Annotated in this window: 25 protein-coding genes, 1 other RNA gene and 2 pseudogenes; 12 read left to right on the forward strand and 16 right to left on the reverse strand. The window is 55.5% G+C overall.

The features are described from left to right. The first annotated feature begins 23 nt into the window (after positions 1 to 23). From H7R58_RS03270 to garR (H7R58_RS03280), 3 genes and pseudogenes are all read left to right on the forward strand, one after another. Complete coding sequence (locus H7R58_RS03270; protein WP_106927144.1) at positions 24 to 1364, forward strand: MFS transporter; 1341 nt, start codon at positions 24 to 26, stop codon at positions 1362 to 1364. Positions 1365 to 1391: 27 nt separating this feature from the next. Further along, a complete protein-coding gene (gene garL, locus H7R58_RS03275; RefSeq protein WP_182929970.1) occupies positions 1392 to 2162 on the forward strand; it encodes a 2-dehydro-3-deoxyglucarate aldolase in 771 nt (256 codons plus the stop codon). Positions 2163 to 2191: 29 nt separating this feature from the next. Then, positions 2192 to 3010: pseudogene (gene garR, locus H7R58_RS03280) on the forward strand (2-hydroxy-3-oxopropionate reductase); the annotation flags it as partial. A gap of 11 nt (positions 3011 to 3021) precedes the next feature. On the opposite strand, the gene H7R58_RS03285 reads toward garR (H7R58_RS03280), so the two are convergent. Beyond that, positions 3022 to 3627, reverse strand: coding sequence for a recombinase family protein (locus H7R58_RS03285; RefSeq protein ID WP_080901903.1), 606 nt, complete (start codon positions 3625 to 3627; stop codon positions 3022 to 3024). 94 nt (positions 3628 to 3721) lie between these two features. Between H7R58_RS03285 and H7R58_RS03290 the strand changes: the two genes are divergently transcribed. From H7R58_RS03290 to rnpB, 4 genes and pseudogenes are all read left to right on the forward strand, one after another. Beyond that, positions 3722 to 6619 carry a Tn3-like element Tn5403 family transposase gene (locus H7R58_RS03290; RefSeq protein WP_001553819.1) on the forward strand — a complete coding sequence of 966 codons (2898 nt, stop codon included), beginning with the start codon at positions 3722 to 3724 and terminating at the stop codon, positions 6617 to 6619. A 27-nt stretch (positions 6620 to 6646) separates the two neighbouring features. Next, positions 6647 to 6751: pseudogene (gene garR, locus H7R58_RS03295) on the forward strand (2-hydroxy-3-oxopropionate reductase); the annotation flags it as partial. A 94-nt stretch (positions 6752 to 6845) separates the two neighbouring features. Further along, entirely contained in the window at positions 6846 to 7991 is a 1146-nt protein-coding gene (gene garK, locus H7R58_RS03300) for a glycerate 2-kinase (RefSeq protein ID WP_106927138.1), read from the forward strand. A 32-nt stretch (positions 7992 to 8023) separates the two neighbouring features. Next, an RNA gene (rnpB, locus tag H7R58_RS03305) (RNase P RNA component class A) lies at positions 8024 to 8404 on the forward strand. 115 nt (positions 8405 to 8519) lie between these two features. On the opposite strand, the gene H7R58_RS03310 is transcribed toward rnpB, so the two are convergent. Next, positions 8520 to 8681 (reverse strand): hypothetical protein, encoded by a 162-nt coding sequence (locus H7R58_RS03310; RefSeq protein WP_181358003.1) that lies wholly within the window; start codon positions 8679 to 8681, stop codon positions 8520 to 8522. 26 nt (positions 8682 to 8707) lie between these two features. After that, complete coding sequence (locus H7R58_RS03315; protein ID WP_106927137.1) at positions 8708 to 9409, reverse strand: pirin family protein; 702 nt, start codon at positions 9407 to 9409, stop codon at positions 8708 to 8710. A gap of 104 nt (positions 9410 to 9513) precedes the next feature. Here H7R58_RS03315 and H7R58_RS03320 point away from each other — a divergent pair, with 104 nt between their 5' ends. Continuing rightward, positions 9514 to 10410 (forward strand): LysR family transcriptional regulator, encoded by an 897-nt coding sequence (locus H7R58_RS03320; RefSeq protein ID WP_182934591.1) that lies wholly within the window; start codon positions 9514 to 9516, stop codon positions 10408 to 10410. A 109-nt stretch (positions 10411 to 10519) separates the two neighbouring features. Here H7R58_RS03320 and H7R58_RS03325 read toward each other — a convergent pair whose 3' ends face one another. The 3 genes from H7R58_RS03325 to H7R58_RS03335 form a co-directional block, all read right to left on the reverse strand. Beyond that, on the reverse strand, positions 10520 to 10885 hold the full coding sequence (locus H7R58_RS03325; RefSeq protein WP_106927135.1) for a DUF805 domain-containing protein: 366 nt from the start codon (positions 10883 to 10885) through the stop codon (positions 10520 to 10522). A 130-nt stretch (positions 10886 to 11015) separates the two neighbouring features. After that, positions 11016 to 12002, reverse strand: coding sequence for a glutathione S-transferase family protein (locus H7R58_RS03330; RefSeq protein ID WP_106927134.1), 987 nt, complete (start codon positions 12000 to 12002; stop codon positions 11016 to 11018). A gap of 67 nt (positions 12003 to 12069) precedes the next feature. Continuing rightward, complete coding sequence (locus tag H7R58_RS03335; protein WP_106927133.1) at positions 12070 to 12462, reverse strand: DoxX family protein; 393 nt, start codon at positions 12460 to 12462, stop codon at positions 12070 to 12072. Between the two features lie 273 nt (positions 12463 to 12735). Here H7R58_RS03335 and H7R58_RS03340 point away from each other — a divergent pair, with 273 nt between their 5' ends. Beyond that, entirely contained in the window at positions 12736 to 13647 is a 912-nt protein-coding gene (locus H7R58_RS03340) for an Rpn family recombination-promoting nuclease/putative transposase (RefSeq protein WP_182929971.1), read from the forward strand. Positions 13648 to 13653: 6 nt separating this feature from the next. On the opposite strand, the gene H7R58_RS03345 is transcribed toward H7R58_RS03340, so the two are convergent. The 8 genes from H7R58_RS03345 to H7R58_RS03380 form a co-directional block, all read right to left on the reverse strand. Continuing rightward, positions 13654 to 13944 carry a YqjK-like family protein gene (locus H7R58_RS03345; RefSeq protein ID WP_106927131.1) on the reverse strand — a complete coding sequence of 97 codons (291 nt, stop codon included), beginning with the start codon at positions 13942 to 13944 and terminating at the stop codon, positions 13654 to 13656. Continuing rightward, the gene (locus tag H7R58_RS03350; RefSeq protein WP_106927129.1) at positions 13941 to 14339 is read right to left on the reverse strand and encodes a phage holin family protein; all 399 of its coding nucleotides are present in this window, start codon (positions 14337 to 14339) and stop codon (positions 13941 to 13943) included. The genes H7R58_RS03345 and H7R58_RS03350 overlap by 4 nt, the downstream gene beginning before the upstream one ends. Positions 14340 to 14341: 2 nt before the next feature. Beyond that, positions 14342 to 14647, reverse strand: coding sequence for an ElaB/YgaM/YqjD family protein (locus tag H7R58_RS03355; protein ID WP_106927127.1), 306 nt, complete (start codon positions 14645 to 14647; stop codon positions 14342 to 14344). A gap of 29 nt (positions 14648 to 14676) precedes the next feature. After that, positions 14677 to 15045, reverse strand: coding sequence for a DUF1090 domain-containing protein (locus H7R58_RS03360; RefSeq protein ID WP_106927125.1), 369 nt, complete (start codon positions 15043 to 15045; stop codon positions 14677 to 14679). A gap of 144 nt (positions 15046 to 15189) precedes the next feature. Then, positions 15190 to 15570: an EnvZ/OmpR regulon moderator MzrA gene (mzrA, locus tag H7R58_RS03365; protein WP_182929972.1), complete on the reverse strand. Its 381-nt coding sequence runs from the start codon at positions 15568 to 15570 to the stop codon at positions 15190 to 15192. 2 nt (positions 15571 to 15572) lie between these two features. Further along, on the reverse strand, positions 15573 to 16235 hold the full coding sequence (gene yqjA / locus H7R58_RS03370; RefSeq protein WP_106927121.1) for a DedA family general envelope maintenance protein YqjA: 663 nt from the start codon (positions 16233 to 16235) through the stop codon (positions 15573 to 15575). 303 nt (positions 16236 to 16538) lie between these two features. Beyond that, on the reverse strand, positions 16539 to 17315 hold the full coding sequence (gene exuR / locus H7R58_RS03375) for a transcriptional regulator ExuR (protein WP_182929973.1): 777 nt from the start codon (positions 17313 to 17315) through the stop codon (positions 16539 to 16541). Between the two features lie 130 nt (positions 17316 to 17445). Continuing rightward, the gene (locus H7R58_RS03380) at positions 17446 to 18750 is read right to left on the reverse strand and encodes an MFS transporter (protein WP_106927117.1); all 1305 of its coding nucleotides are present in this window, start codon (positions 18748 to 18750) and stop codon (positions 17446 to 17448) included. Positions 18751 to 19225: 475 nt separating this feature from the next. On the opposite strand from H7R58_RS03380, the gene uxaC reads away from it, so the two are divergent. From uxaC to H7R58_RS03395, 3 genes are all read left to right on the forward strand, one after another. Next, positions 19226 to 20638: a glucuronate isomerase gene (gene uxaC / locus H7R58_RS03385; RefSeq protein ID WP_182929974.1), complete on the forward strand. Its 1413-nt coding sequence runs from the start codon at positions 19226 to 19228 to the stop codon at positions 20636 to 20638. Positions 20639 to 20653: 15 nt separating this feature from the next. After that, positions 20654 to 22141, forward strand: a complete 1488-nt coding sequence (locus H7R58_RS03390; protein WP_182929975.1) for a UxaA family hydrolase — start codon at positions 20654 to 20656, stop codon at positions 22139 to 22141. Positions 22142 to 22225: 84 nt separating this feature from the next. Next, entirely contained in the window at positions 22226 to 22777 is a 552-nt protein-coding gene (locus H7R58_RS03395; RefSeq protein ID WP_182929976.1) for a YgjV family protein, read from the forward strand. A gap of 20 nt (positions 22778 to 22797) precedes the next feature. Here H7R58_RS03395 and sstT read toward each other — a convergent pair whose 3' ends face one another. Continuing rightward, a complete protein-coding gene (sstT, locus tag H7R58_RS03400) occupies positions 22798 to 24045 on the reverse strand; it encodes a serine/threonine transporter SstT (protein WP_106927109.1) in 1248 nt (415 codons plus the stop codon). A 282-nt stretch (positions 24046 to 24327) separates the two neighbouring features. Continuing rightward, entirely contained in the window at positions 24328 to 25296 is a 969-nt protein-coding gene (locus H7R58_RS03405) for a TerC family protein (protein ID WP_106927107.1), read from the reverse strand. Between the last annotated feature and the right edge of the window lie 150 nt (positions 25297 to 25446).

Below are 25446 nucleotides of genomic sequence, written 5' to 3' on the forward strand. Positions count from 1 at the left end.
ATCCTGTACCCGAGGATAATAAAATGATACACGATACTGCTGATGTTGTTGAAGCAAAAAAGGGTATGCCTACCCGTTATTTAATTCTATTCATTATTTTTATTGTTACGGCCGTTAACTACGCAGACCGCGCAACGCTTTCCATTGCCGGTACGTCTGTCGCTAAGGAACTGGAACTTAGTGCGATTTCTATGGGGTATATCTTCTCTGCATTCGGTTGGGCGTACCTGCTCATGCAGATCCCCGGTGGTTGGTTACTGGATAAATTCGGCTCGAAGAAAGTTTATACCTATAGCTTGTTCTTCTGGTCTCTGTTTACCTTCCTGCAGGGCTTTGTCGGTTTCTTCCCGCTGGCCTGGGCCGGCGTTTCTATGTTCTTCATGCGTTTTATGCTGGGCTTCTCCGAAGCGCCTTCCTTCCCGGCAAACGCGCGTATTGTTGCGGCCTGGTTCCCAACCAAAGAACGCGGTACCGCCTCGGCTATTTTTAACTCCGCGCAGTATTTCTCTTTAGCGCTGTTCTCGCCGCTGCTGGGCTGGCTGACCTTCGCCTGGGGCTGGGAGCACGTCTTTACCGTGATGGGGGTGATTGGCTTTGTGTTGACCGGGCTGTGGGTGAAGTTCGTACACAACCCAACCGATCATCCACGAATGACCAAAGAAGAGCTGAAGTTTATTGCGGATAACGGCGCAGTGGTTGATATGGACCACAAAAAGCCGGGCAGCGACGCGGCAAAAGGTCCGAAACTGGATTACATCAAACAGTTGCTTAGCAGCCGTATGATGTTAGGTATCTTCTTCGGCCAGTACTTCTTAAACACCATCACCTGGTTCTTCCTCACCTGGTTCCCGATTTACCTGGTGCAGGACAAAGGTATGTCGATTCTGAAAGTGGGTATGGTGGCGTCTATCCCTGCGCTGTGTGGTTTTGCCGGCGGTGTGCTGGGCGGGCTGTTCTCCGACTACCTGATTCGCCGCGGTTGTACGCTGACCTTTGCACGTAAACTGCCTATTGTGCTGGGCATGCTGTTGGCGTCGACGATTATTCTGTGTAACTACACCGACAACACGGCGCTGGTCGTAGGATTAATGGCGCTGGCGTTCTTCGGCAAAGGCTTTGGCGCACTGGGGTGGCCGGTTATCTCCGACGTGGCGCCAAAAGAGATTGTTGGGCTGTGCGGTGGGGTGTTTAACGTCTTTGGTAACGTCGCCTCTATCGTTACGCCGCTGGTGATTGGTTATATCGTAAGTGAACTGCACTCCTTTAATGGCGCACTGATTTTTGTCGGCTGTTCCGCGCTGATGATGATGGTTTGCTACCTCGTCGTGGTCGGCGACATCAAACGTCTGGAACTGCGGAAGTAAGCCGCGACTAACGTAAGGTAATAAAAAATGGATAACGCGATTTTTCCTAACAAATTCAAAGCGGCGCTGGCTGCTCAACGGGTTCAGATTGGCTGCTGGTCAGCCCTCTCCAGCCCGATCAGTACTGAAGTGTTAGGCCTGGCCGGTTTCGACTGGCTGGTGCTGGACGGTGAACATGCGCCGAACGATGTGACGACGTTAATCCCACAGCTGATGGCACTGAAAGGCAGCCAGAGCGCGCCGGTCGTACGTATTCCGACCAATGAGCCGGTCATTATCAAGCGCATGCTGGATATCGGCTTCTATAACTTCCTGATTCCGTTTGTGGAAACGCAGGAGCAGGCGGCGCAGGCGGTCTCTTCCACGCGCTATCCGCCGGAGGGGATTCGCGGCGTATCCGTTTCGCATCGCGGCAATATGTTTGGCACCGTACCGGACTACTTCGCGCAGTCCAACAAAAACATCACCATTCTGGTGCAGATTGAAAGCCAGCTGGGCGTCGATAACGTGGATGCCATCGCGGCAACGGAAGGTGTGGATGGCATCTTTGTCGGGCCAAGCGACCTGGCCGCCGCGCTGGGGCATCTGGGTAATGCTTCGCACCCGGAGGTTCAGAAAGCCATTCAGCATATTTTTTCCCGTGCGAAAGCCCACGGCAAGCCAAGCGGCATCCTGGCACCGGTTGAAGCCGACGCGCGTCGCTACCTCGAGTGGGGAGCCACCTTTGTGGCCGTTGGCAGCGACCTGGGCGTCTTCCGCGCCGGTACTCAAAAACTGGCTGATGCTTTTAAAAAGTAACCACCACCGATTAACGCAATATTGAGGAAATGACGATGAAAGTTGGTTTTATTGGCCTGGGTATCATGGGTAAACCGATGAGTAAAAACCTGCTGAAAGCGGGTTACTCGCTGGTGGTGTCGGACCGTAATCCTGAAACGATTGCCGAAGTGATTGCCGCCGGAGCGGAAACGGCGACCACGGCGAAAGCCATTGCCGAGCAGTGCGATGTCATCATCACGATGCTGCCAAACTCGCCGCACGTAAAAGAAGTGGCGCTGGGGGAAAATGGCATTATCGAAGGTGCCAAACCGGGCACGGTACTGATCGATATGAGCTCAATTGCGCCGCTGGCGAGCCGCGAAATTAGTGAGGCGCTGAAAGCAAAAGGCGTAGATATGCTTGATGCGCCAGTAAGCGGCGGCGAACCGAAAGCCATTGATGGCACGCTGTCGGTGATGGTTGGTGGAGATAAAGCGATTTTCGACAAGTATTATGACCTGATGAAAGCGATGGCCGGCTCCGTGGTGCATACCGGGGAGATTGGCGCGGGTAACGTCACCAAGCTGGCGAATCAGGTGATTGTCGCGCTGAACATCGCTGCAATGTCGGAAGCGTTGACCCTGGCGACCAAAGCGGGTGTGAATCCTGACCTGGTTTATCAGGCCATCCGCGGCGGTCTGGCGGGCAGCACCGTGCTGGATGCCAAGGCGCCGATGGTTATGGATCGTAACTTCAAGCCGGGCTTCCGTATCGATCTGCATATTAAAGATCTGGCCAACGCGCTGGATACGTCCCACGGCGTTGGGGCGCAGCTGCCGCTGACCGCAGCGGTGATGGAGATGATGGGGTCGGTTCCGGCTGAGGGCGAAATGACACCCTAAGCGTTAGCTCTGTGTCGTTGCACGATGTCAGCGACGGTATTCTTGCTGATACCGAGCTCGCGTGCGATCCAGCGATAGCTGCGTCCCTCGGCCCTCATCGCAACCACCTTAGGCAAAAGTCGGTCTGATTTTGGTCGCACTCCGGCCTGACGACCAAGCCTCTTACCACGTGCCTTCGCAACAGCAAGGCCTGACTTGACCCGCTCGCTGATGAGATCCCGCTCAAACTCCGCAATGCCGGAAAGAAGCGTCGCCAGCATTCGTCCATACGGCGACGAAAGATCGAACGCCATTCCATTCATGGCTATCACGGAAACCTTCCAGTTCTCCAGTTCACGTAGCGTATTGAGCAGATCGAGCGTCGAGCGCCCCCACCGGGAAAGCTCAGTGACCAGGATTGCATCAATTTGTCTGGACTGGGCAAGCGCCAGGACTTTCTTTCGCTCGGCCCGGTCGAGTTTAGTTCCTGAACCTGTTTCCTTAAATATTCCCACCACGTCGTAGCCGGCACGGCCGGCGAAGGCTCGCAGATCAAATTCCTGGCGTTCACAAGACTGATCCGCTGTTGAAACCCGGCAGTAAATGGCGGCACGATGTCCCAATTGAACCCTCCTGGATTTTTGTATCGGAACGCCCTGATTTATATGGGCTGGCTGTTGTCCAAAACAGACTATACTTCAAAAGGGACGAATTTGTATGTCACGACGCCATATTTTCACCGAACGGCAGCGAGCAGCGCTGTTCGATCTGCCCACGGACGAACTGTCGCTACTGAAGTTCTACACGCTGGGCGATGATGACCTGGAAAACATTAGGCAGCGCCGCAGACCGGAAAACAGGATTGGCTTTGCCCTGCAACTTTGTGCCTTACGATATCCGGGCCGTGCACTGGCTCCTGGTGAGATGATCCCGCGTGAAGTCCTTTCCTTCGTCGGTGCTCAGCTTGGAGTTCCGGCTGATGCGCTTCTCACTTATGCCACACGGCGCCAAACCCGTCAGCAGCACATGGACACGCTGCGCGAAATTTACGGCTACAAGACCTTCACGGGCCGTGGTGCCCGTGATCTGCGGGAGTGGACTTTCGGCCAGGCCGAAGATGCCAGATCAAACGAGGATCTTGCTCATCGTTTTATTGTGCGGTGTCGGGAAACTTCCACCATTCTGCCCGCAGTATCGACAATCGAGCGCTTGTGCGCGGATGCTCTGGTCGCCGCTGAGCGGCGGATTGAAACGCGGATTGCGGAAAATTTAACAGCGGATGTTCGCGATCACCTGGACAAACTTCTGAGTGAAATGCTCGCCGGCAATATCAGTCGTTTCATCTGGCTTCGCAACTTCGAGGTTGGTAACAACTCGGCTGCTGCTAACCGTTTGCTCGACAGGCTCGAATTTCTGCGTACCCTGAATATCAATCATAGTGCTTTGGCCAGCATACCTGCCCATCGCATTGCCCGGCTGCGTCGGCAGGGTGAACGCTACTTCACCGACGGTTTGCGTGACATCACTTCGGACCGCCGCTGGGCGATCCTTGCCGTCTGTGTTGTGGAGTGGGAAGCGGCGATTGCTGATGCCATAGTCGAAACCCATGACAGGATCGTAGGAAAAACCTGGCGGGAAGCGAAGCGCCAGCATGACGAAACAATTTCCGGCTCTAAAGCCACACTCACGGATACGATCCGTACCTTCACCGCGCTGGGAGCTTCGTTGCTTGAGGCCCGCAGTGACGGAACCCCGCTGGAGATGGCTGTCGCCAGTTCGGTTGCATGGGACCGGCTCGCTCAACTGGTAGCGACAGGGACTCAACTCAGCAACACGCTAGCCGATGAGCCTCTTGCATATGTCGGGCAGGGATACCATCGCTTTCGTCGTTATGCGCCCCGCATGTTGCGCTGTCTGAAGCTCGAAGCCGCGCCGGTCGCCGGACCATTGGTAGCAGCAGCTTTGTCGATCGGAGAGATGAAAGGTGTTGCATCGCCAGAAAGGCGTTTCCTGCGGCCCAGCTCCAAATGGAACCGTCATTTACGAGCTCAGGAAAAAGGAGATACCCGTCTTTGGGAAGTGGCGGTACTCTTTCACCTCCGGGATGCTTTTCGTTCCGGAGATGTCTGGCTCGCTCATTCGCGCCGCTATGGTGACCTCAAGCAGGTACTGGTGCCGATGATCGCGGCGCAGGAAAATGCAAAACTGGCCGTGCCTTCCAACCCACAGGATTGGCTGGCAGACAGAAAGGCGCGACTCACGATCGCTCTTAAGCGGCTGGCCCGGGCTGCCCGTAACGGCACTATTCCGCACGGTAGCATAGAAGATGGAACGTTGCGGATCGACAGGTTGACAGCAGACGTGCCGGATGGTGCCGAGGCACTCATACTGGATCTGTATCGCCGAATGCCGTCCGTTCGGATTACCGACATGCTGCTTGAAGTTGATGCAGCCCTTGGTTTCACAGATGCGTTTACCCATCTGAGAACCGGGGCTCCATGTCGCGACCGGATCGGTCTGCTCAACGTCCTGCTCGCTGAAGGGCTCAATCTGGGCCTGCGTAAGATGGCGGAAGCTACAAACACGCATGATTACTGGCAGCTCTCACGCCTTGCCCGCTGGCATGTTGAAAGCGAAGCCATGAACCAGGCATTGGCAATTGTGGTGGCCGCGCAGGGTAAACTGCCGATGTCACGCGTCTGGGGGATGGGCACGTCAGCATCGAGCGATGGTCAGTTTTTCCCGACAGCGCGGCATGGCGAAGCCATGAACATGGTCAATGCCAAATATGGTTCTGTTCCCGGCCTCAAAGCGTATACTCACGTAAGCGACCAGTTCGCGCCATTCGCTTGTCAGTCGATCCCGGCGACCGTGAGCGAGGCACCGTATATTCTCGATGGACTACTGATGAACGAGGTCGGTCGCCATGTTCGCGAACAGTATGCCGATACAGCAGGATTCACCGACCATTTGTTCGGAGCCAGTAGCCTGCTCGGCTACAATCTCGTTCTGCGAATCAGGGATCTGCCATCGAAGCGGTTGTACGTATTTAATCCCGATACGACCCCCAGGGAGTTACGCAAGTTGGTAGGTGGAAAAGCCCGGGAGGATCTTATCGTTGCGAACTGGCCTGATATTTTCCGTTGTGCCGCGACGATGACCGCTGGCAAAATCAGGCCCAGCCAACTCCTGCGCAAGCTCGCTTCTTACCCACGACAAAACAACCTTGCAGTTGCGCTTCGTGAAGTTGGTCGTATTGAACGGACCCTTTTCATTATTGAGTGGATCCTGGATACGGACATGCAGCGGCGTGCTCAGATCGGTCTTAACAAGGGAGAGGCCCACCATGCGCTCAAAAATGCGCTCCGTATCGGGAGGCAGGGGGAAATTCGCGATCGCACGACAGAGGGGCAGCACTACCGAATCGCTGGGCTCAATTTATTGACTGCGGTGATCATTTACTGGAATACCGTCCATCTTGGTCATGCCGTCACGGAGCGGCGGAACGAAGGGTTGGATGTTCCCCCTGAATTTCTTCCCCACATATCCCCATTGGGCTGGGCGCACATTCTACTGACTGGCGAATATCTTTGGCCCAAGGAACCGAAAGCTTAGGGTGTCATTTCGCCCTCAGCCGGAACCGACCCCATGATGCAGGCGCTGCGTGCCGATGGGTTGGGAACGGCCGACCATAGTGCCCTGGCGTGCTACTACGAAAAACTGGCGAAAGTTGAAGTGACTCGTTAAGGACGTTGCGCCCGGCGGCGTTAGCCTGCCGGGCCGGCAAGGTAGGCCGGATAAGTTATGCGCCATCCGGCGTCGCGCGCTAATAGGCTCAGATATGAAAATCGTAATCGCCCCAGACTCTTATAAAGAAAGCCTTTCTGCCACCGAGGTAGCACAGGCGATAGAAAAAGGATTTCGGGAAATCTTTCCGCAAGCGCAGTTTGTGTCTGTACCGGTTGCCGACGGCGGCGAAGGTACGGTTGAGGCGATGATTGCGGCCACTCAGGGGCGCGCGGTGATGTCGACGGTAACCGGCCCGCTTGGCGACCCCGTGCAGGCTCAGTGGGGCATCTCCGGCGACGGCGGTACGGCATTTATCGAAATGGCCGCCGCCAGCGGCCTGGCGCTGGTACCGCCTGAACGTCGTAACCCGCTGATCACCACGTCCTATGGTACCGGTGAGCTGATCCTCCAGGCGCTGGAAAGTGGAGTGAAGAGCATTATTATCGGTATCGGCGGCAGCGCCACGAACGACGGCGGGGCGGGGATGGTACAGGCGCTGGGCGCAAAGTTATGCGACGCCAACGGTTCGCCGATTGGTTTCGGCGGCGGTAGCCTGATGAGCCTTAATCATATTGATATTTCCGGACTCGATGCGCGCCTGCAGGCGTGCACAATTCGCGTAGCCTGCGATGTGACCAACCCGTTAACCGGGCCGTCTGGCGCGTCCTGTATTTTTGGGCCGCAGAAAGGCGCTACCGCGGCGATGATCGCCGAGCTGGACCGCAACCTCGCGCACTATGCCGAGGTGATTAAAAAATCGCTACGGGTGGATGTTAAAGAGGTGCCGGGCTCTGGCGCGGCGGGGGGAATGGGCGGCGCGCTGATGGCGTTTCTCGGCGCAGAGCTGCGCAGCGGCATTGAGATAGTCACTCAGGCGTTAAATCTCGAAGAGCATATTCACGACTGCACGCTGGTGGTGACCGGTGAAGGGCGGCTGGACAGCCAGAGCATTCACGGTAAGGTGCCCGTTGGGGTGGCCAGCGTGGCAAAGAAATACCATAAGCCGGTGATCGGTATTGCCGGTAGCCTGACCCGCGATGTCGGCGTTGTGCACCAGTACGGCATTGATTCTGTGTTCAGCGTGCTGAACCGTATTGGCTCGCTGGAAGAGGCGTTCCGTGAGGCGGCGGACAATATTTATCTCACTTCCCGTAATATCGCTGCCACCCTTCAGGTGGGAATGCAGACGGAAAGGTGACATTGGCTCGTAAACCCTCTATACTTCGCGCCGAAGCTGACCAGACAGTCGCCGCTTCGTCGTCGTCCTCTTCGGGGGAGACGGGCGGAGGGGAGGAAAGTCCGGGCTCCATAGGGCAAGGTGCCAGGTAACGCCTGGGGGGTGTCACAGCCCACGACCAGTGCAACAGAGAGCAAACCGCCGATGGCCCGCGCAAGCGGGATCAGGTAAGGGTGAAAGGGTGCGGTAAGAGCGCACCGCGCGGCTGGTAACAGTCCGTGGCACGGTAAACTCCACCCGGAGCAAGGCCAAATAGGGGTTCATAAGGTACGGCCCGTACTGAACCCGGGTAGGCTGCTTGAGCCAGTGAGCGATTGCTGGCCTAGATGAATGACTGTCCACGACAGAACCCGGCTTATCGGTCAGTTTCACTTCTTAAAAAACCCCGCCTTGATGGCGGGGTTTTTGCTTTCTGACGTACCCTGCCGCGCACCGACAGAGCGAGGATGGCGAGGCGGTCAGCCCCGGTTACCAAACCAGGGCATTTGTTCAGGCGGTCTGTTCTTCCGCCTGGCTGCTCTCAGCCTGGGCCACGATGGCTTCCAGTTCGCTCAGCATGTCTTCCAGACCAAACTCCGGTGCCGCGTTGGTGGGTTGAGGGGCGTTGGCCACCTTCATCGTCTGCTGCTTTTTATTGTTTCTCTTACTCATTTTTGCTTCCGCTATCCTGAATAGACCTACACAGGTAAATCTATCAGCAAAGCGCGCAGTGGGGTATCAGCAACGAGTGTGATATTGGCTTCATCGCGAATAAATGCCCCATCGCCGCAGGTGAGCGATTTGTTTTCTGCGTCGTTAGCCAGCGCATGTACGGTACCGTGAATCGACTGTAAATAGGCGCGCGGCCCGTGCAGCGACAGAGAAACCTGCTCGCCTTTTGCCAGCTCAATATGGTGTAGCCACACCTGCTGACGCAGCTGCAGACTATGCTGACTGCCGTCCGGCGAGGCCAGCAGCTGGTGCGCGGTATCTTTCAGCTTCAGTTTCTGTACCCGCGAATTATCGCGTTCCGGGCAGGCGTCCAGCCAGATTTGTATCCGGGTTAACGGCTTGTCTTTGCTCAGGTTATGTTCGCTATAGCTGACACCCTGCTGGGTTGCAATCAGCAGCGCTTCACCGGCCTTCGCTTGAATATGGTGGCCTTCGCTGTCGCGGTACTCGGCCTCGCCTTCCAGAATCAGATTCAGAATATCGACCTTCGGATAGGTCCGCGGCTGGAAGGCCGCGCCGGGAGCAAGGACTTCCTGATTCAGCACGCGCAGAGACGCATAGCCCAGCAGTTTCGGATCGAAGTAGTGTCCAAAAGAGAAGGTATAGCGGGCCTGAAGCCAACCGAAGTCCGCCTGTCCGCACTGTTTCGCTGTTCTTGTGGTAATCATCTTCTTGACCCTCCTTTACATTAAATCAATGGTAAAGGTATGGACGCTGCATTGTTAGCCAGATATTCTGCCCGGTATGTTCAAATTTCCTGAATGAGCAAGCCATGGCTAAAGAGAGAGCACTGACGCTGGAAGCACTACGAGTAATGGACGCCATTGACCGACGCGGCAGCTTCGCCGCCGCGGCGGATGAGCTTGGGCGCGTGCCCTCGGCGTTGAGCTATACCATGCAAAAGCTGGAAGAAGAGCTGGACGTTGTGCTTTTTGACCGTTCAGGTCATCGAACAAAATTCACTAACGTCGGGCGTATGCTCCTCGAACGTGGTCGCGTCCTGCTGGAGGCGGCAGATAAGCTGACCACCGATGCCGAAGCGCTGGCGCGCGGCTGGGAAACGCACCTCACCATTGTGGCGGAAGCGCTGATCCCAACGGCAACGCTGTTCCCGCTGGTGGAAAAGCTGGCGGCGAAGTCTAACACCCAGCTGTCGATTATCACCGAAGTGCTGGCGGGCGCCTGGGAGCGTCTGGAGCAGGGGCGAGCGGACATCGTGATCGCACCGGATATGCACTTCCGTTCTTCCACGGAAATTAACTCGCGCAAGCTCTACTCGCTGATGAGCGTTTACGTGGCGGCGCCGGATCATCCGATTCATCAGGAGGCGGAACCGCTGTCTGAAGTGACGCGCGTGAAATATCGTGGGGTAGCGATTGCGGATACCGCGCGGGAGCGCCCGGTACTGACGGTGCAGTTGCTGGACAAACAGCCGCGTCTGACGGTGACATCGATGGAAGAGAAGCGTCAGGCGCTGCTCGCCGGGCTCGGCGTGGCGACCATGCCGTATCAGCTGGTTGAAGAGGATATTGCGCAAGGGCGCCTGCGGGTGGTGAGCCCGGAGTACAGCAAAGAGATTGACATTATTATGGCGTGGCGCCGCGACAGCATGGGCGAAGCGAAATCGTGCTGTCTGCGCGAAATTCAGAAACTGTTAACCGCAAAATAAAGCAGTAGGCCGGATAGGCGTTTACGCCGCCATCCGGCGATTTGTGCCGAATAGCCTGATGGCGCTGCGCTTATCAGGCCTACCAGACCCGCGTTGTGCCTGGTTGGGATCAGGAAATCCCCTTCGGATCGGGCCCGAAACGGTTATTGCCCGGCGTGCCGCTCTGACAGTTGAAGATCAAAATTACGATCCAGCCGATCACCGGAATAATCAGCAGCAGTAGCCACCATGCCGAGCGGTCGGTGTCATGCAGACGACGGAACTGCACGGCCCACCACGGCAGGAAAACCAGCACCCCATAAATGGTGGTGAGGATCCCTTCACCGCCGGCGCGCTGCCAGCCAAGCATCTTATCGACTACGCCCAGCACGAGCGTAAAAATCACGTTCACCAGGACGAACATCCAGTACTCTTTGCGGCGGGCGCGGCCGCCAAAGCCAATGTAGTTACGTATAACCTTGAGATACCAATCCATTTTTTTGCCTCAGTTGATCATTAATCACTTGTTTTTAAAGCGATCAAGCTAAGGATAGTCGCGAATGAAAATGAGGTAAATATTGATGAGGCGAATAAATTAGGGCGCCGATGGACGGCACCCTGAAGGTTTAGCGAAAACGAACGTCGCGACCGTGCGGCTGGTCCAGATCCTGCCACGGGCCAACCGAAATAATCCCGGTCGGGTTAATGGTCTTGTGGCTGCGGAAATAGTGATTGCGGATGTGGCCAAAATCGACGGTTTCCGCAATGCCCGGCATCTGGTAGATATCGCGCAGGAAGCCATGCAGATTGGGGTAATCGCTGATGCGGTGCTTGTCGCACTTAAAGTGGGTTACGTACACCGGATCGAAACGGATAAGCGTCGTCCACAGGCGGATATCGGCTTCGGTAAGCTGATTGCCGGTCAGGTAACGCTGCGTACCGAGAATATTTTCCAGACGATCGAGCGAGATAAAGACCTTTTCCACCGCCTCATCGTAGGCTGCCTGGCTGGTGGCGAAACCGGCCTTGTAGACACCGTTATTGACCGTGTCGTAGATCCAGCCGTTCAGCTCGTCGATTTGTTCGCGTAGCGCCAGTGGATAGTAATCCCCCGCTTTGGCGCCCAGGGCATCAAACGCGGTGTTAAACATGCGAATAATTTCGGCAGATTCGTTGCTGACGATGGTTTGATTTTTCTTGTCCCACAGCACCGGCACGGTTACGCGCCCGGAGTAGGTCGGGTCGGCGTGCTGGTAGAGCTGATACAAAAACTGATGCTGATAGAGCGCATCACCGGTCGCCGCCGGGAAGTCCGCGTCGAAGGTCCAGCCGTTTTCCAGCATCAGTGGGTTAACGACGGACACGGAGATAAACGGCTCCAGCCCTTTCAGTTTGCGTAAAATCAGCGTGCGGTGCGCCCACGGGCAGGCGAGGGAAACGTACAGATGATAGCGATCTTTTTCGGCGGCAAAGCCACCGCTGCCGGTTGGGCCTGGCTCGCCGTCGGCGGTCAGCCAGTTGCGAAAGGCGGAGACTGAACGCTGGAAACGTCCGCCGGTGGATTTGGTGTCGTACCAGGTATCCTGCCAGACGCCGTCAATAAGTTGTCCCATCATGTTCTCCTTTAGATAGCAAAAGCGAGGAGATATCTCCTCGCTTTGTGTATTCAGTATAGTGCGCTTACCACTTTTTATTCAGCACGCGGTCGATGCTGAAGGCGCCCGGACCGGTGATGCCCAGCAGCAGGTAGCCGCCAGCGATGGTCAGGTTTTTCATAAACATCAGCGAGTTCATGCCTTCCGCAAAGTTGCTGTGGAAGATAAACGCGGTCAGTACCGTGAACGCCGCGGTGAACAGCGCGGTGGTACGGGTCAGGAAACCGAACAGAATGGCCAGACCGCCGCCAAACTCAAGCAGAATGGTCAGCGGCAGCAGGAACCCCGGGACGCCCATGGCTTCCATATATTGCTGTGTACCCGCATACCCGGTTATTTTGCCCCAGCCAGCCGTGATAAACAGAATTGGCATCAGAATACGAGCAACCAGGAAACCAGTATCTTCTAATTTTTTCATCTTACACTCCAGAGAACCTTGCGGGCAGTTAAACCATTTTATTGAGCATTTACACGTCGATAGCGCGTAGCTGCTGTCGATGAAGAGCAATATAACTGCGGTGTATGACAATTGTTAGCAAGGAAAACTGTTGAACTCCTTCAAAGAATCTGAGTAATGATGTACGACTCCGCGATTTTTCCCGAGCCGCTACGCAAAGAAGCACTTGTGCGATTGCGCCTTTCTGACCCTGGAGGATACTCGCGGCAGGCTGGTTATCAGGGACGAAACGCGATGGTGAACACCCCGCATGATGCACTCTTTAAGACCTTTATGTCGCATCCCGAGACGGTGGGCGATTTTCTGGGAATACACCTACCGGCAGAGCTGCTGGCCCTTTGCGACCTGAAAACGCTGAAGCTGGCGTCGGGGAGTTTTATTGATGAGTCTCTCAGGGCAAGCTATTCCGATGTGCTGTGGTCGCTGCAAACCTGCGACGGCGTGGGCTATGTCTATGCGCTGATTGAGCATCAGAGTTCGCCGGATAAGCATATGGCTTTTCGCTTAATGCGCTATGCCTTTGCCGCCATGCAGCGGCATCTGGAGGCTGGGCACGATACGCTTCCACTGGTGATTCCCATGCTGTTTTACCACGGAGAAAAAAGTCCGTATCCGTTCTCCATGCGTTGGCTGGATGCGTTTGCTGAACCCGAGGTTGCGCGGGTACTCTATGACGGCGTGCTTCCGCTGGTCGATCTCACCGTGCTGTCGGATGATGACATCATGGGGCATCGGCGTATCGCGCTGCTGGAGTTTTTACAGAAAAATATTCGCCGTCGCGATCTGATGGAGATGACGGAAAACCTGCTCAGGTTGCTGCGCGCGGGGTACACCACCGACAGCCAGTTCCGTGCGCTAATTCACTATCTGGCCGAGACGGGAAGAACCACGCAGCCGGAGACGTTCTTTCGACAGCTGGCGGGGGGGATGACGCCCCGTGAGGAGAAGATGATGAAAAAGAAACTGACGCTAATGGAGTGGGCTGAAATACAGCATGACGAGGGCAGAAATGAAGGACGTAATGAAGGTGAGCAGCAAACAACGCTGAAAATTGCCCGCGCTCTAATCAGCCACGGCGTTGCGCTGAAAACCATCGCGCAGACGACCGGGCTGTCGATAGAAGAACTGGCTGAAATAAACCGCTAGACGCCGTCAGACTGGCTTATGCAGCAGGCTTTTAACCATCCGCCATGTGCTCCAGACGCCAAGGCCACGACGCGCCCAGCGAACCAGAAAACGTGGGTGGCGCAGTGACACTACGGCCATGGCGCTGCTGGCGACCATCGCCCACGAGCGCAGGCTGACCAGCCGGCTCCAGCCACGGTCATAGATCTGCGTTGCGTTCAGCCAGTCGCGACGGCTGGCGCTGAGATCCAGCCGCTGCTGCTGAATCTGGCGCAGCAGCGCGGCCTTGCGCTGTTCGCGCTCCTGGCGTGGGCTCATGGCTCGTCGTTCTCCAGCAGGGTGCGATCGTTAGCGAGCTCGTGGCGCGTATGGCGCAGCAGCGTGGAGCGGCGCGCTTTACGCAGCGTCCAGATGCCGCCAATCAACGCCAGCAGCAGCAGCGTAACGGTGGTGGCAATCATCACGTGAAGCCGATATTGCGGGTCAACGGCCCACATTATCAGTACCAGCAGGCTCATCAGGCCGAAGGCAGTAAACAACAGGGTTAACCCGGCCATCAACAGCAGCTGAATAAGGTTCGCTTTCTCCTCTTCCAGCTCAACGACGACCAGGCGCAGCCGCGTTTCAACCATCTGAACCAGCAGGGTGACGATGCGCTGGCCAATGCCGAGGACGTTTTTCCCCGGCCCCGGCGCGTGCTGAGAATCACTCATGCTTAGCGACGCGTCAGCAGTACGCCCAGCACCAGACCGACTGCGGCACCGATGCCCACGCCGGTCCACGGGTTTTCACGCACATAGCCATCGGCTTTAGCCGCCGCTTCGCGGGTTTGCTTCGCAATAGCATCCCCCGTTTCGCCCAGACGGTCACGGCTCTCTTTCAGCGCGCTTTCCGCTTTGCTACGCAGCTTACTCATCTCTTCTTTCGATTTATCGGTGGAAGCGTTCAGGACTTCTTCCAGGGTATCTGACAGGGCCTTCAGCTCTGCACGTAACTGATCTGAGGTTGAATCTTTCGCCATCGTCTCTCTCCTGTTTAGGTTCCACTTACTCAATACGCGCGGGATTCCAGCGCGTTAAGTTCTTTTTTGGCTTCCTGAAGCTTGTGCTCGCGTTTAGCCACTTTTTCCGCATCGCCGCTCTGTTTTGCTTCACGCAGATCGTGTTCGCGCTCGCGAATTTCGTCTTTCTGTTCGGCAATTTTTTCCTGATGGTCGGCGCGAAGCTTGCTGTCAGTACAGTTAGCTTTGACTTCGCTTAACGCCTTTTTCAGGCCGCTAATGCGGTTCTGATTGTTATGCTTTTCGGCATAACCAATTTCACGCTGAATGTCTTGCTCTTTTTCCTGACAGAGTGATGTTGCTGCTGCACTCGCACTAAGAGACGCGAGGGCGAGCGCAAAGACGATGCGGTATTTCATGTATGAATCTTCCATTTTGCGTAGTACATCTGGAATGTACTTTCCCAGTAAGTGAGCACCGCGATGGCGCTCACATTACTAAGCATAGTAAGTAAAAGGCGAAATGACCAAAGTAAGTGAAACTATTCAGATTCCTGGAAGTTTTTAGCCAAATCGGTGTGACGTATCGCGCAGCAGTGATAGCCAGCCCACGGGGTCGTTTTCTTCTTCCTGTAGCGAAACGACGTAGACGTGCGGCAGCGTGCTATCCAGTACGCGCTTCGCCGCAGCGCTTTGTTCGCTGGATTCAAAGGTGATCAGCAGCGAATCATTGTGCGGGGTGATGCTCTTAAAACGAATACCGTTGGCATCCAGATGGTGTGAGATAGAAAAACCATCGGGCATGCTGGCTTGGCTCATTGGGCGAATCGCCAGCGTAGACTCTTCACGCTGCAGCGCGGCCCACATCCAGAGAAGCGCGCATAACAACAGCAGCACGCTCATGCTGAATGCAAACCGGCGAAGATGAATGCGGCTCGGCACCATAGTTAGCCTCGGTTACCGTATTTTTTCTTCCACACCACGACCAACGAACCGCACAGGCCAAAAATCAGCAGCGCCACTGGCAGCAGCATCAGGCAGGACATCAGTGCGTCTTCATACTTCTGGAACACCGGCGTTTTGCCCAGCAGGAAGCCCAGGGTGGTCAGAATCAACACCCACAGCAGGCCGCTCATCCAGTTAAAGAACTGGAAGCGTGCGTTGCTCAGGCCGGACAGGCCCGCGATGGTAGGAAGCAATGTGCGAACAAAGGCAATGAAGCGCCCTACCAGCAGTGCAGAGAGGCCGTGTTTGTGGAAAAGATGATGCGACCGCTGATGATAATGCGCGGGGAGGTGTGACAGCCAGTTCTGGACGACACGGGTATTACCTAGCCAGTTGCCCTGGATGTAGCCCACCCAGCTGCCGAGGCTGGCGGCAACCGTCAGCAGTATAATCGTCTGCGGGAAGCCCATTGCACCTTTAGCAATGAGAACGCCGACCAGCACCAGCAGGCTGTCGCCCGGCAGGAAGGCGGCCGGCAGCAGCCCGTTTTCCAGAAACAGGATCATAAATAAGACGAAATACAGCATGCCGATCATGGAGGGATTCGCGAGCGTCTCGAAATCCTGGCTCCATAAGGCATTTAAGAGTTGGGTTAGTAGTTCCATTCACGATTCCTGTTACTTCGATTAAGGTCATGCCTGAATGCGCTGCGATATCTTCTCTATTTCTATTTTAATAGCATCGCGGTAAATACGCGCTGAACAGTCCCTGTTTTGGCGAAATAATCTCAAACGGATTGTCGAAGCGACAAAATGCATTCAATTGTAACAAACGGTGCAGTTTTCCGTCATAGAAATTGCAATGTGTTGCTGTTTGATTTTGCGGTTTAGCGCGGGGAGAGGCTAGGGGATTTACAAAGGCTTACCCACACAGAATGTCGGGCAAGCCTCGTTGAACAACTGAGGGACTTATTTACCGCCGAGGGCGACGGTATCAAGGTGGACGACCGGGTTCTCAGCGAACAGATAGCGGTCGGCGTTGAATTCAAAATCATCGCTGGTTTCGTTGAACAGCATCAGCTTGGTATTTTCCAGATGCTGCCACATGGCCAGCTTCGCCGCGTGCGGGTCTTTGCGAATCAGCGCCTTGAGGATCTGATCGTGGTCATCGCACCAGTTATCGACGGTGCGGGCATCGATATGGTCGTGCAGTTTTTTCCAGTACGGGTTATGTACTCGCTGGGTCCACATTTTTTCAACGATGGCGGCCAGCGCGGTGTTCTGAGTTGCCAGCGCAACCTGCACGTGGAACTGGAGATCCCACTCGGAGTCGCGGAAGCATTTCTCTTTGCGCGCCTTCTCCTGGATCTCCATTAGCTTCATGATGTCCTGCTTGGTGACCTGGGTGGCGGCAAATTCGGCGATATTGCTCTCAATGAGCTGACGCGCCTGCAGCAGTTCGAAAGGACCGTAGTTGGCAAATTCCAGATTTTCGTCCGGCACCTGGTGGTGCTTCGGCTGATTAGAAATAACGTGGATGCCTGAGCCTTTACGTACCTCAACATACCCTTCCACTTCAAGCATGATGATGGCTTCACGCACGACGGTGCGGCTGACGCTTTTTTCATCAGCAATAAAACGCTCAGCGGGAAGCTTGTCGCCCACAAGGTAAACGCCTTGCTCAATGCGTTCTTTTAGCTCAGCGGCCAGTTGCTGATACAAGCGACGTGCGTCGGCGATTTCCATATGCTCTCCAGGCAGGGTACGGCAGAATGAATTTGTTATACCACTTTTACGAGCAGCTAACCACAATTTGACATGAAAAAAGCCGCCTTGATCAAGGCGGCTTAGGAGAAAACCTACTTCGCTCGCAGACTTAGTTTTGCGTCGCCTGCTGAGCCGGACGGTTAGCGCCGGATTGACCGTCGTCAGCCTGTTTATTTTGCAGGACGGTCCAGATAACCACTGCGCCTAACAGGTCGAAGATAGCCAGTACGGCGAACAGCGGGCTGAAGCCAATGGTGTCGGCCAGGGCGCCAACGACCAGGGCAAACATGGTGCTTGCCATCCACGCCGCCATCCCGGTCAGGCCGTTTGCCGTTGCCACTTCGTTACGACCGAAGACGTCAGAAGAGAGCGTAATCAGCGCGCCGGACAGGGACTGGTGAGCAAAGCCACCGAGGCACAGCAGGGCGATGGCAATGTAAGGGCTGGTGAACAGACCGATCAGGCCAGGGCCAATCATCAGCAGCGCACCCATGGTTACAACCATTTTACGGGACACAATCAGGTTAACGCCGAACCAGCGCTGGAACAGCGGCGGCAGGTAACCACCGATAACGCAGCCGAGGTCAGCAAACAGCATCGGCATCCACGCAAACATCGCGATTTCTTTCAGGTCGAAGCCGTACACTTTAAACATGAACAGCGGGATCCAGGCGTTGAAGGTACCCCATGCTGGTTCTGCCAGGAAGCGCGGCAGGGCGATACCCCAGAAACGACGGGTCTGAATAATCTGCCACGGAGACATTTTCTTCGCGTTGTTGGTCTGGTGTGCTGCTTCCTGACCGCCAATGATGTATTCACGTTCTTCGTCGGTTAGTTTTTTCTGATCGCGTGGGTGTTTGTAGAATACCAGCCAGCACATTGCCCAGATGAAGCTCAGCGCACCGGAGATGATGAACGCCATCTGCCAGCTGTGCATCACGATAGCCCAGACCACCAGCGGCGGAGCAATCATGCCGCCGATAGAAGAACCGACGTTGAAGTAGCCGACAGCGATAGAACGCTCTTTTGCCGGGAACCACTCGGAGCTGGCTTTCAGGCCCGCAGGGATCATTGCGGCTTCAGCGGCACCAACCGCACCACGTGCGATAGCCAGTCCGCCCCAGCTGCCTGCCAGCGCGGTTGCGCCGCAGAAAATAGCCCAGGCAACGGCGAAGAAGGCGTAGCCAATTTTGGTACCGAGGATATCCAGAACATAGCCGGCAACCGGCTGCATCACGGTGTACGCTGCGGAATAAGCAGCGATGATGTATGAATATTGCTGTGTGGAAATGTGCAGCTCTGCCATCAGCGTTGGCGCCGCTGCTGCCACGGTATTACGTGTCAGGTAGCCCAGCACGGTGCCCATCGTCACCAGTGCGATCATGTACCAACGTAATCCTTTAATTTTTCGCATGTAAACCTCATCGTGTTGTTATAACTGCGGGTCCTGCAGCCATCTTCCCGTTTGCTCGGAAGATGTCATTCTCGAAGGGCTTACCGTGGAAATGATCCCCGGTACGGCCCGAACTTGCCAGTAAATCAGCGTGCTTAATTCGGTATCCGTACCGCTCAATCAAGTGTCTGTATCGACCACCGCTAATGTATTCTGTCGCTCAATGTGTTTCGACGGAGGGCAAGATAACTTGTCATACAACTTTAAAAGGTGAATACCGTCACAAAAGAGGTATTTTCCATAGAGTTTAAGGGGTAGATAGGGCACACCAGGCGTGGCGCGGCTTGCAGCGTTGTTTTGGCGATTTTTATGTCATTTTTTGTCAAGGTTTATTGATCTAACTCACGAAAAAATCTTCGGTCTGGCGAAATTGGTGTGATAACTTTGTCTGCATTACAGATAAACATCTGACCCACTCGCTGAGAGGAAGACGATAATGACCCCGTTTATGACTGAAGATTTCCTGTTAGATACCGAATTTGCTCGCCGTCTGTACCACGACTACGCAAAAGACCAGCCGATTTTCGACTATCACTGCCACCTGCCGCCGCAGCAGGTTGCTGAAGACTATCGTTTTAAAAACCTGTATGACATCTGGCTGAAGGGCGACCACTACAAGTGGCGCGCGATGCGTACCAACGGCGTAGCAGAACGTCTGTGTACCGGCGATGCGTCTGACCGCGAGAAGTTTGACGCGTGGGCGGCGACCGTTCCGCACACTATCGGTAACCCGTTATACCACTGGACTCACCTGGAGCTGCGCCGTCCGTTCGGCATTACCGGTAAACTGCTGTCTCCGGCAACCGCAGGTGAAATCTGGGACGAATGTAATGCGCTGCTGGCGCAGGACAAATTCTCCGCGCGCGGCATCATGAAGCAGATGAATGTGAAAATGGTCGGCACTACCGATGATCCGATCGATTCTCTGGAGCATCACGCGACCGTCGCGAAAGACGGTTCCTTCGACGTGAAAGTGCTGCCGAGCTGGCGCCCGGATAAAGCCTTCAACATTGAACAAGCGACCTTCAACGACTACATGGCGAAGCTGGGTGAAGTGTCTGACACCGACATCCGCCGTTTTGCTGACCTGCAAACTGCACTGACCAAGCGTTTGGATCACTTCGCGGCTCACGGCTGTAAAGTTTCTGACCATGCGCTGGACGTTGTCCTGTTCGCGGAATCTAACGAAGCCGAGCTGGACAGCATTCTGGCCCGTCGCCTGGGCGGCGAAACGCTGAGCGAGCATGAAGTGGCGCAGTTCAAAACTGCCGTGCTGGTGTTCCTGGGTGCGGAATATGCTCGTCGTGAATGGGTACAGCAGTACCACATCGGCGCGCTGCGTAACAACAACCTGCGCCAGTTCAAACTGCTGGGCGCGGACGTTGGCTTTGACTCCATTAACGACCGTCCGATGGCGGAAGAACTGTCTAAGCTGCTGAGCAAACAGAACGAACAGAACCTGCTGCCGAAAACCATTCTTTACTGCCTGAACCCGCGCGATAACGAAGTGCTGGGCACGATGATCGGTAACTTCCAGGGCGAAGGTATGCCGGGCAAAATGCAGTTCGGTTCCGGCTGGTGGTTCAACGATCAGAAAGACGGTATGGAACGTCAGATGACGCAGCTGGCACAGCTCGGCCTGCTGAGCCGATTCGTCGGTATGCTGACCGATAGCCGTAGCTTCCTGTCTTACACCCGTCACGAATACTTCCGCCGTATTCTGTGCCAGATGATCGGCCGTTGGGTTGCTGCGGGCGAAGCGCCTGCCGACATCCAACTGCTGGGTGAGATGGTGAAAAACATTTGCTTTAACAATGCGCGTGACTATTTCGCCATTGAATTGAACTAAGGTCTGGGTGAAGGTATGCAATACATCAAGATCCATGCGCTGGATAACGTCGCGGTAGCGCTCGCTGATTTGGCTGAAGGAACCGAAGTCACCGTTGACGGTCAGGTGGTCACCTTGCGCCAGGCGGTGTCCCGTGGCCATAAATTCGTCTTATGCAATATTGCGAAAGGTGAAAACGTCATTAAATACGGTTTGCCAATTGGTCATACGCTGGTGGACGTCGCGGCGGGTGAGCATATTCATGCCCATAACACGCGCACCAATCTGAGCGACCTGGACACGTATCGCTACCAACCGGATTTCCAGGCCGAAGTCGCCCAGCCAGCCGATCGCGACGTGCAGATTTATCGCCGCGCAAACGGTGAGGTTGGGGTACGTAACGAACTGTGGATCCTGCCGACCGTCGGCTGCGTTAATGCGATGGCGCGCCAGATGCAGAACCGTTTCCTGAAAGAGACCAATGACGCCGAAGGTATCGATGGCGTGCATCTCTTCAGCCACACTTACGGCTGTTCGCAGCTGGGCGACGACCATATCAACACCCGTACCATGCTGCAAAATATGGTGCGTCATCCTAACGCGGGTGCGGTGCTGGTGGTGGGCCTGGGCTGCGAAAATAACCAGGTAGATGCGTTCCGCGAAACCCTTGGCGAGTTCGATCCTGAGCGCGTTCACTTCATGGTCTGCCAACACCAGGAAGACGAAGTGGAAGTCGGGATCGAACATCTCCATCAGCTGTACAGCGTGATGCGCAATGATAAGCGCGAGCCGGGCAAACTGAGCGAGCTGAAGTTTGGTCTGGAATGCGGCGGGTCTGACGGCTTGTCCGGTATTACAGCCAACCCGATGCTGGGCCGTTTCTCTGACTACGTGATTGCCAATGGTGGCACCACCGTGCTGACCGAAGTGCCGGAAATGTTCGGCGCCGAGCAACTGCTGATGGATCACTGCCGCGATGAGGCGACCTTCGAGAAGCTGGTGACCATGGTCAATGACTTCAAGCAGTACTTCATTGCTCATGACCAGCCCATCTACGAGAACCCATCGCCGGGTAACAAAGCAGGCGGGATCACCACGCTTGAAGATAAATCGCTGGGCTGTACGCAAAAAGCGGGCTCCAGCCAGGTGGTTGACGTGCTGCGCTACGGCGAGCGTCTGAAAACCCACGGCCTGAACCTGCTGAGCGCACCGGGCAACGATGCGGTTGCCACCAGCGCGCTGGCGGGCGCGGGCTGCCATATGGTGCTGTTCAGCACCGGCCGCGGCACGCCTTACGGCGGCTTTGTGCCTACGGTGAAAATCGCCACCAACAGCGAGCTGGCCGAGAAGAAGAAACACTGGATCGACTTCAACGCCGGCCAGCTGATTCACGGTAAAGCGATGCCTCAACTGCTGGAAGAGTTCGTTGACGTTATCGTCGACTTCGCCAACGGCAAGCAGACCTGCAACGAGCGCAACGACTTCCGCGAGCTGGCTATCTTTAAGAGCGGCGTCACATTGTAATCAAAGTGTGATCTGATACGATAAAACGGCGTTTCATCTTTTGAAGCGCCGTTTTTTTATGCTTGTTTAACAAGGACCCCCTCCATGACTGCGTATTGGCTTGCCCAGGGCGTAGGCGTTCTGGCGTTTTTGATTGGTATTACCACCTTTATCAACCGCGATGAACGACGCTTTAAATTTCAGCTGTCTCTCTACAGCGCTACGATTGGCGTGCACTTCTTTTTGATGGGGGCATTTCCCGCCGGAATGAGCGCCGAGCTGAACGTCATTCGTACCATTATTTCGGTCTATACGCGTCGTATCTGGGTGATGTTTGTGTTTATCGCGCTGACGTTGATCCTGGGGCTGGGCAAACTTCAACACGCCATGGAGCTGCTGCCGATTGCCGGTACCGTTGCCAGCACCTGGGCGCTGTTCCGCTGTAAGGGTCTCACGGTACGCTGCGTGATGTGGTGCTCTACCGCCTGCTGGGTAATTCACAACTTCTGGCTCGGTTCGATTGGCGGCACGCTGATTGAGGGGAGTTTCCTGGTGATGAACGGGCTGAACATCATTCGCTTCTGGCGCATGCAGCGCAAAGGCATCGATCCGTTTAACGTCGAGAAGAAAGTGCAGGAAGAAAACCCCTCCGCCTGACGGCAAAGGGGCTGGTGTGATTAGCTGCGCAGCGCGTTTTTCGCCAGACGCTCGTCTTCCGCCTGACAGGCGGCTGCGGTAAACAGTACGTCGGTTGACGAGTTCAGCGCGGTTTCACAGGAATCCTGCAGGACGCCGATGATAAAGCCCACGGCAACGACCTGCATGGCCACATCGTTCGGAATACCGAACATGTTACAAGCCAGCGGGATCAGCAGCAGGGAACCGCCCGCTACGCCGGAAGCGCCGCAGGCGCACAGTGAGGCCACGACGCTCAGCAGCAGCGCGGTCGGCAGATCGACCGGAATACCGAGGGTATGCACGGCCGCCAGCGTCAACACGGTAATGGTGATAGCGGCACCGGCCATATTGATGGTTGCACCCAGCGGGATGGACACGGAGTAGGTGTCGCGGTCGAGGTTCAGTTTTTCGCACAGGCTCATATTGACCGGAATATTGGCCGCTGAGCTACGGGTAAAGAAGGCGTAGACGCCGCTTTCACGCAGGCAGGTCATCACCAGCGGGTAAGGGTTGCGGCGAATCTTCCAGAACACCAGCAGCGGGTTAATGACCAGCGCAACCAGGAACATACAGCCAATCAGTACCAGCAGCAGCTGTGCGTAGCCCCACAACGTGCTAAACCCGGTCGTGGCCAGCGTCGAGGCCACGAGACCGAAGATCCCCAGCGGCGCAAAGCGAATCACCACCTTCACGATAAAGGTCACGGCATGAGAGATGTCGTTGATTAAATTCTTCGTGGTTTCATTCCCATGGCGCAGGGCGAAGCCAAGGCCGACCGCCCATACCAGAATACCGATGTAGTTGGCGTTAAGCAGGGCGGCAATCGGGTTAGATACCATGCTCATCAGCAGGCCGCGCAGCACCTCAACGATGCCGGAAGGTGGTGCAATATCTTCTGCTGCCGCGCTGAGGTGTAGCGTAGACGGGAAAAGGAAGCTGAACAAAACGGCCGTTAATGCCGCGGCAAACGTCCCCAGCAGATAGAGAAACAGAATGGGGCGGATATTGGTTTTTTGCCCCTGCTGATGGTTAGCAATAGAGGCCATAACCAGCATCAGTACCAGCACCGGCGCAACCGCCTTCAGCGCGCCAACGAACAGCGTGCCCAGCAGCCCAGCGGCCTCGGCGGCAGGCTTGGAAACGACAGCGAGAAGTACGCCCAGGATCAAACCCACCAGAATTTGTTTCACCAGGCTACCAGCCATCAGTACACGCAAAAATCCGGGAAGCGAGGATTTTGTTGTCATTTATGCATTCCTTAATGTGATGTGTCGTGTCTTTCCAGTGACGTATTATTTGTTACGTTTATGTCTGGATGTAAAAAAATGTTTGCCAGATCGAGTATAAGGAAAGTCGTCGTTTGGGGAAGTACAAAATGCTGGAATTTACGCCATGCGTCATATTTTTTAACCAATAATTCACATTTCGTGACGCCAATCGCGTACAAAAGAGGGGCAGGGCGAGGCGTTCACGCCGGGGGATGTGGTAGGAGATATCCCCGGCATCGCAGTGCTCTGCCGGGGACGCCATTACAGGGCTTTATTTTTTATATCATGGCGATGGTTAACCCACGCATTGATCAGGAGCGTAACGACCAGGATCCCACCCACGACGCCGAGTGAGATGGCGATAGGGATATGGTAGAACTCGACGATCAGCATCTTGATGCCGATAAACACCAGGATCACCGCCAGACCGTACTTCAGCATCGAGAAGCGCTCTGCTACGCCCGCCAGCAGGAAGTACATCGCACGCAGGCCGAGGATAGCGAACAGGTTCGAAGTCAGTACGATAAACGGATCGGTGGTGACAGCAAAGATGGCCGGGATGCTGTCGACCGCGAAGATCACATCGCTCAGTTCGACCAGAATCAGCACCAGCAGCAGCGGCGTGGCAAACAGTACGCCGTTCTTACGCGTGAAGAAGTGCTCGTTTTCGATTTTGTCGGTCATGCGCAGATGCCCGCGCAGCCAGCGTACCAGCGGTTTGTCGCCGATGCCGCCTTCGTCTTCTTTTGCCAGCGCCATCTTGATGCCGGTGAACAGCAGAAACGCGCCGAACACGTACAGCAGCCATTCAAACTGGGAAATCAGCCAGCTTCCGGCGAAGATCATGATGGTACGCAGCACAATCGCGCCAAGCACCCCGTAGACCAGCACCCGACGCTGCAGCGCCGCAGGCACCGAGAAGTAGCTAAACAGCATCAGCCAGACGAAGACGTTGTCCACTGCCAGCGATTTTTCGATCAGATAGCCGGTGAGAAACGCCAGCGCCTGTGGATCGGCGACCGCGCGCCCCTGGGTTTGCACCAGATACCACCAGAATGCGGCGTTAAACAGCAGCGAGAGGGTAACCCAGACCAGCGACCAGCTTGCCGCCTGCTTCATTGACATGGTGTGAGCGCCACGGCGCCCCTGTAATAACAGATCGATGGCAAGCATGATCACCACGACGACAGCGAATCCGCCCCAGAGCAACGGTGTGCCGACAGTATTCATAGAAATTTCCTTACGCATAAAAAAAACGGCTAACGTCAGAAGACGATAGCCGCTGCTTTTTTATGCATAGACCTCGCCTTCCGGCAAGGTCTCACTTACAACAAAAAAAGAATGCGCTGACGCATTCCTTTTTCGTTGCCCGGCGACCGG

It is taken from the genome of Klebsiella sp. WP4-W18-ESBL-05, from assembly GCF_014169075.1.
GTDB lineage: Bacteria > Pseudomonadota > Gammaproteobacteria > Enterobacterales > Enterobacteriaceae > Kluyvera > Kluyvera ascorbata_B.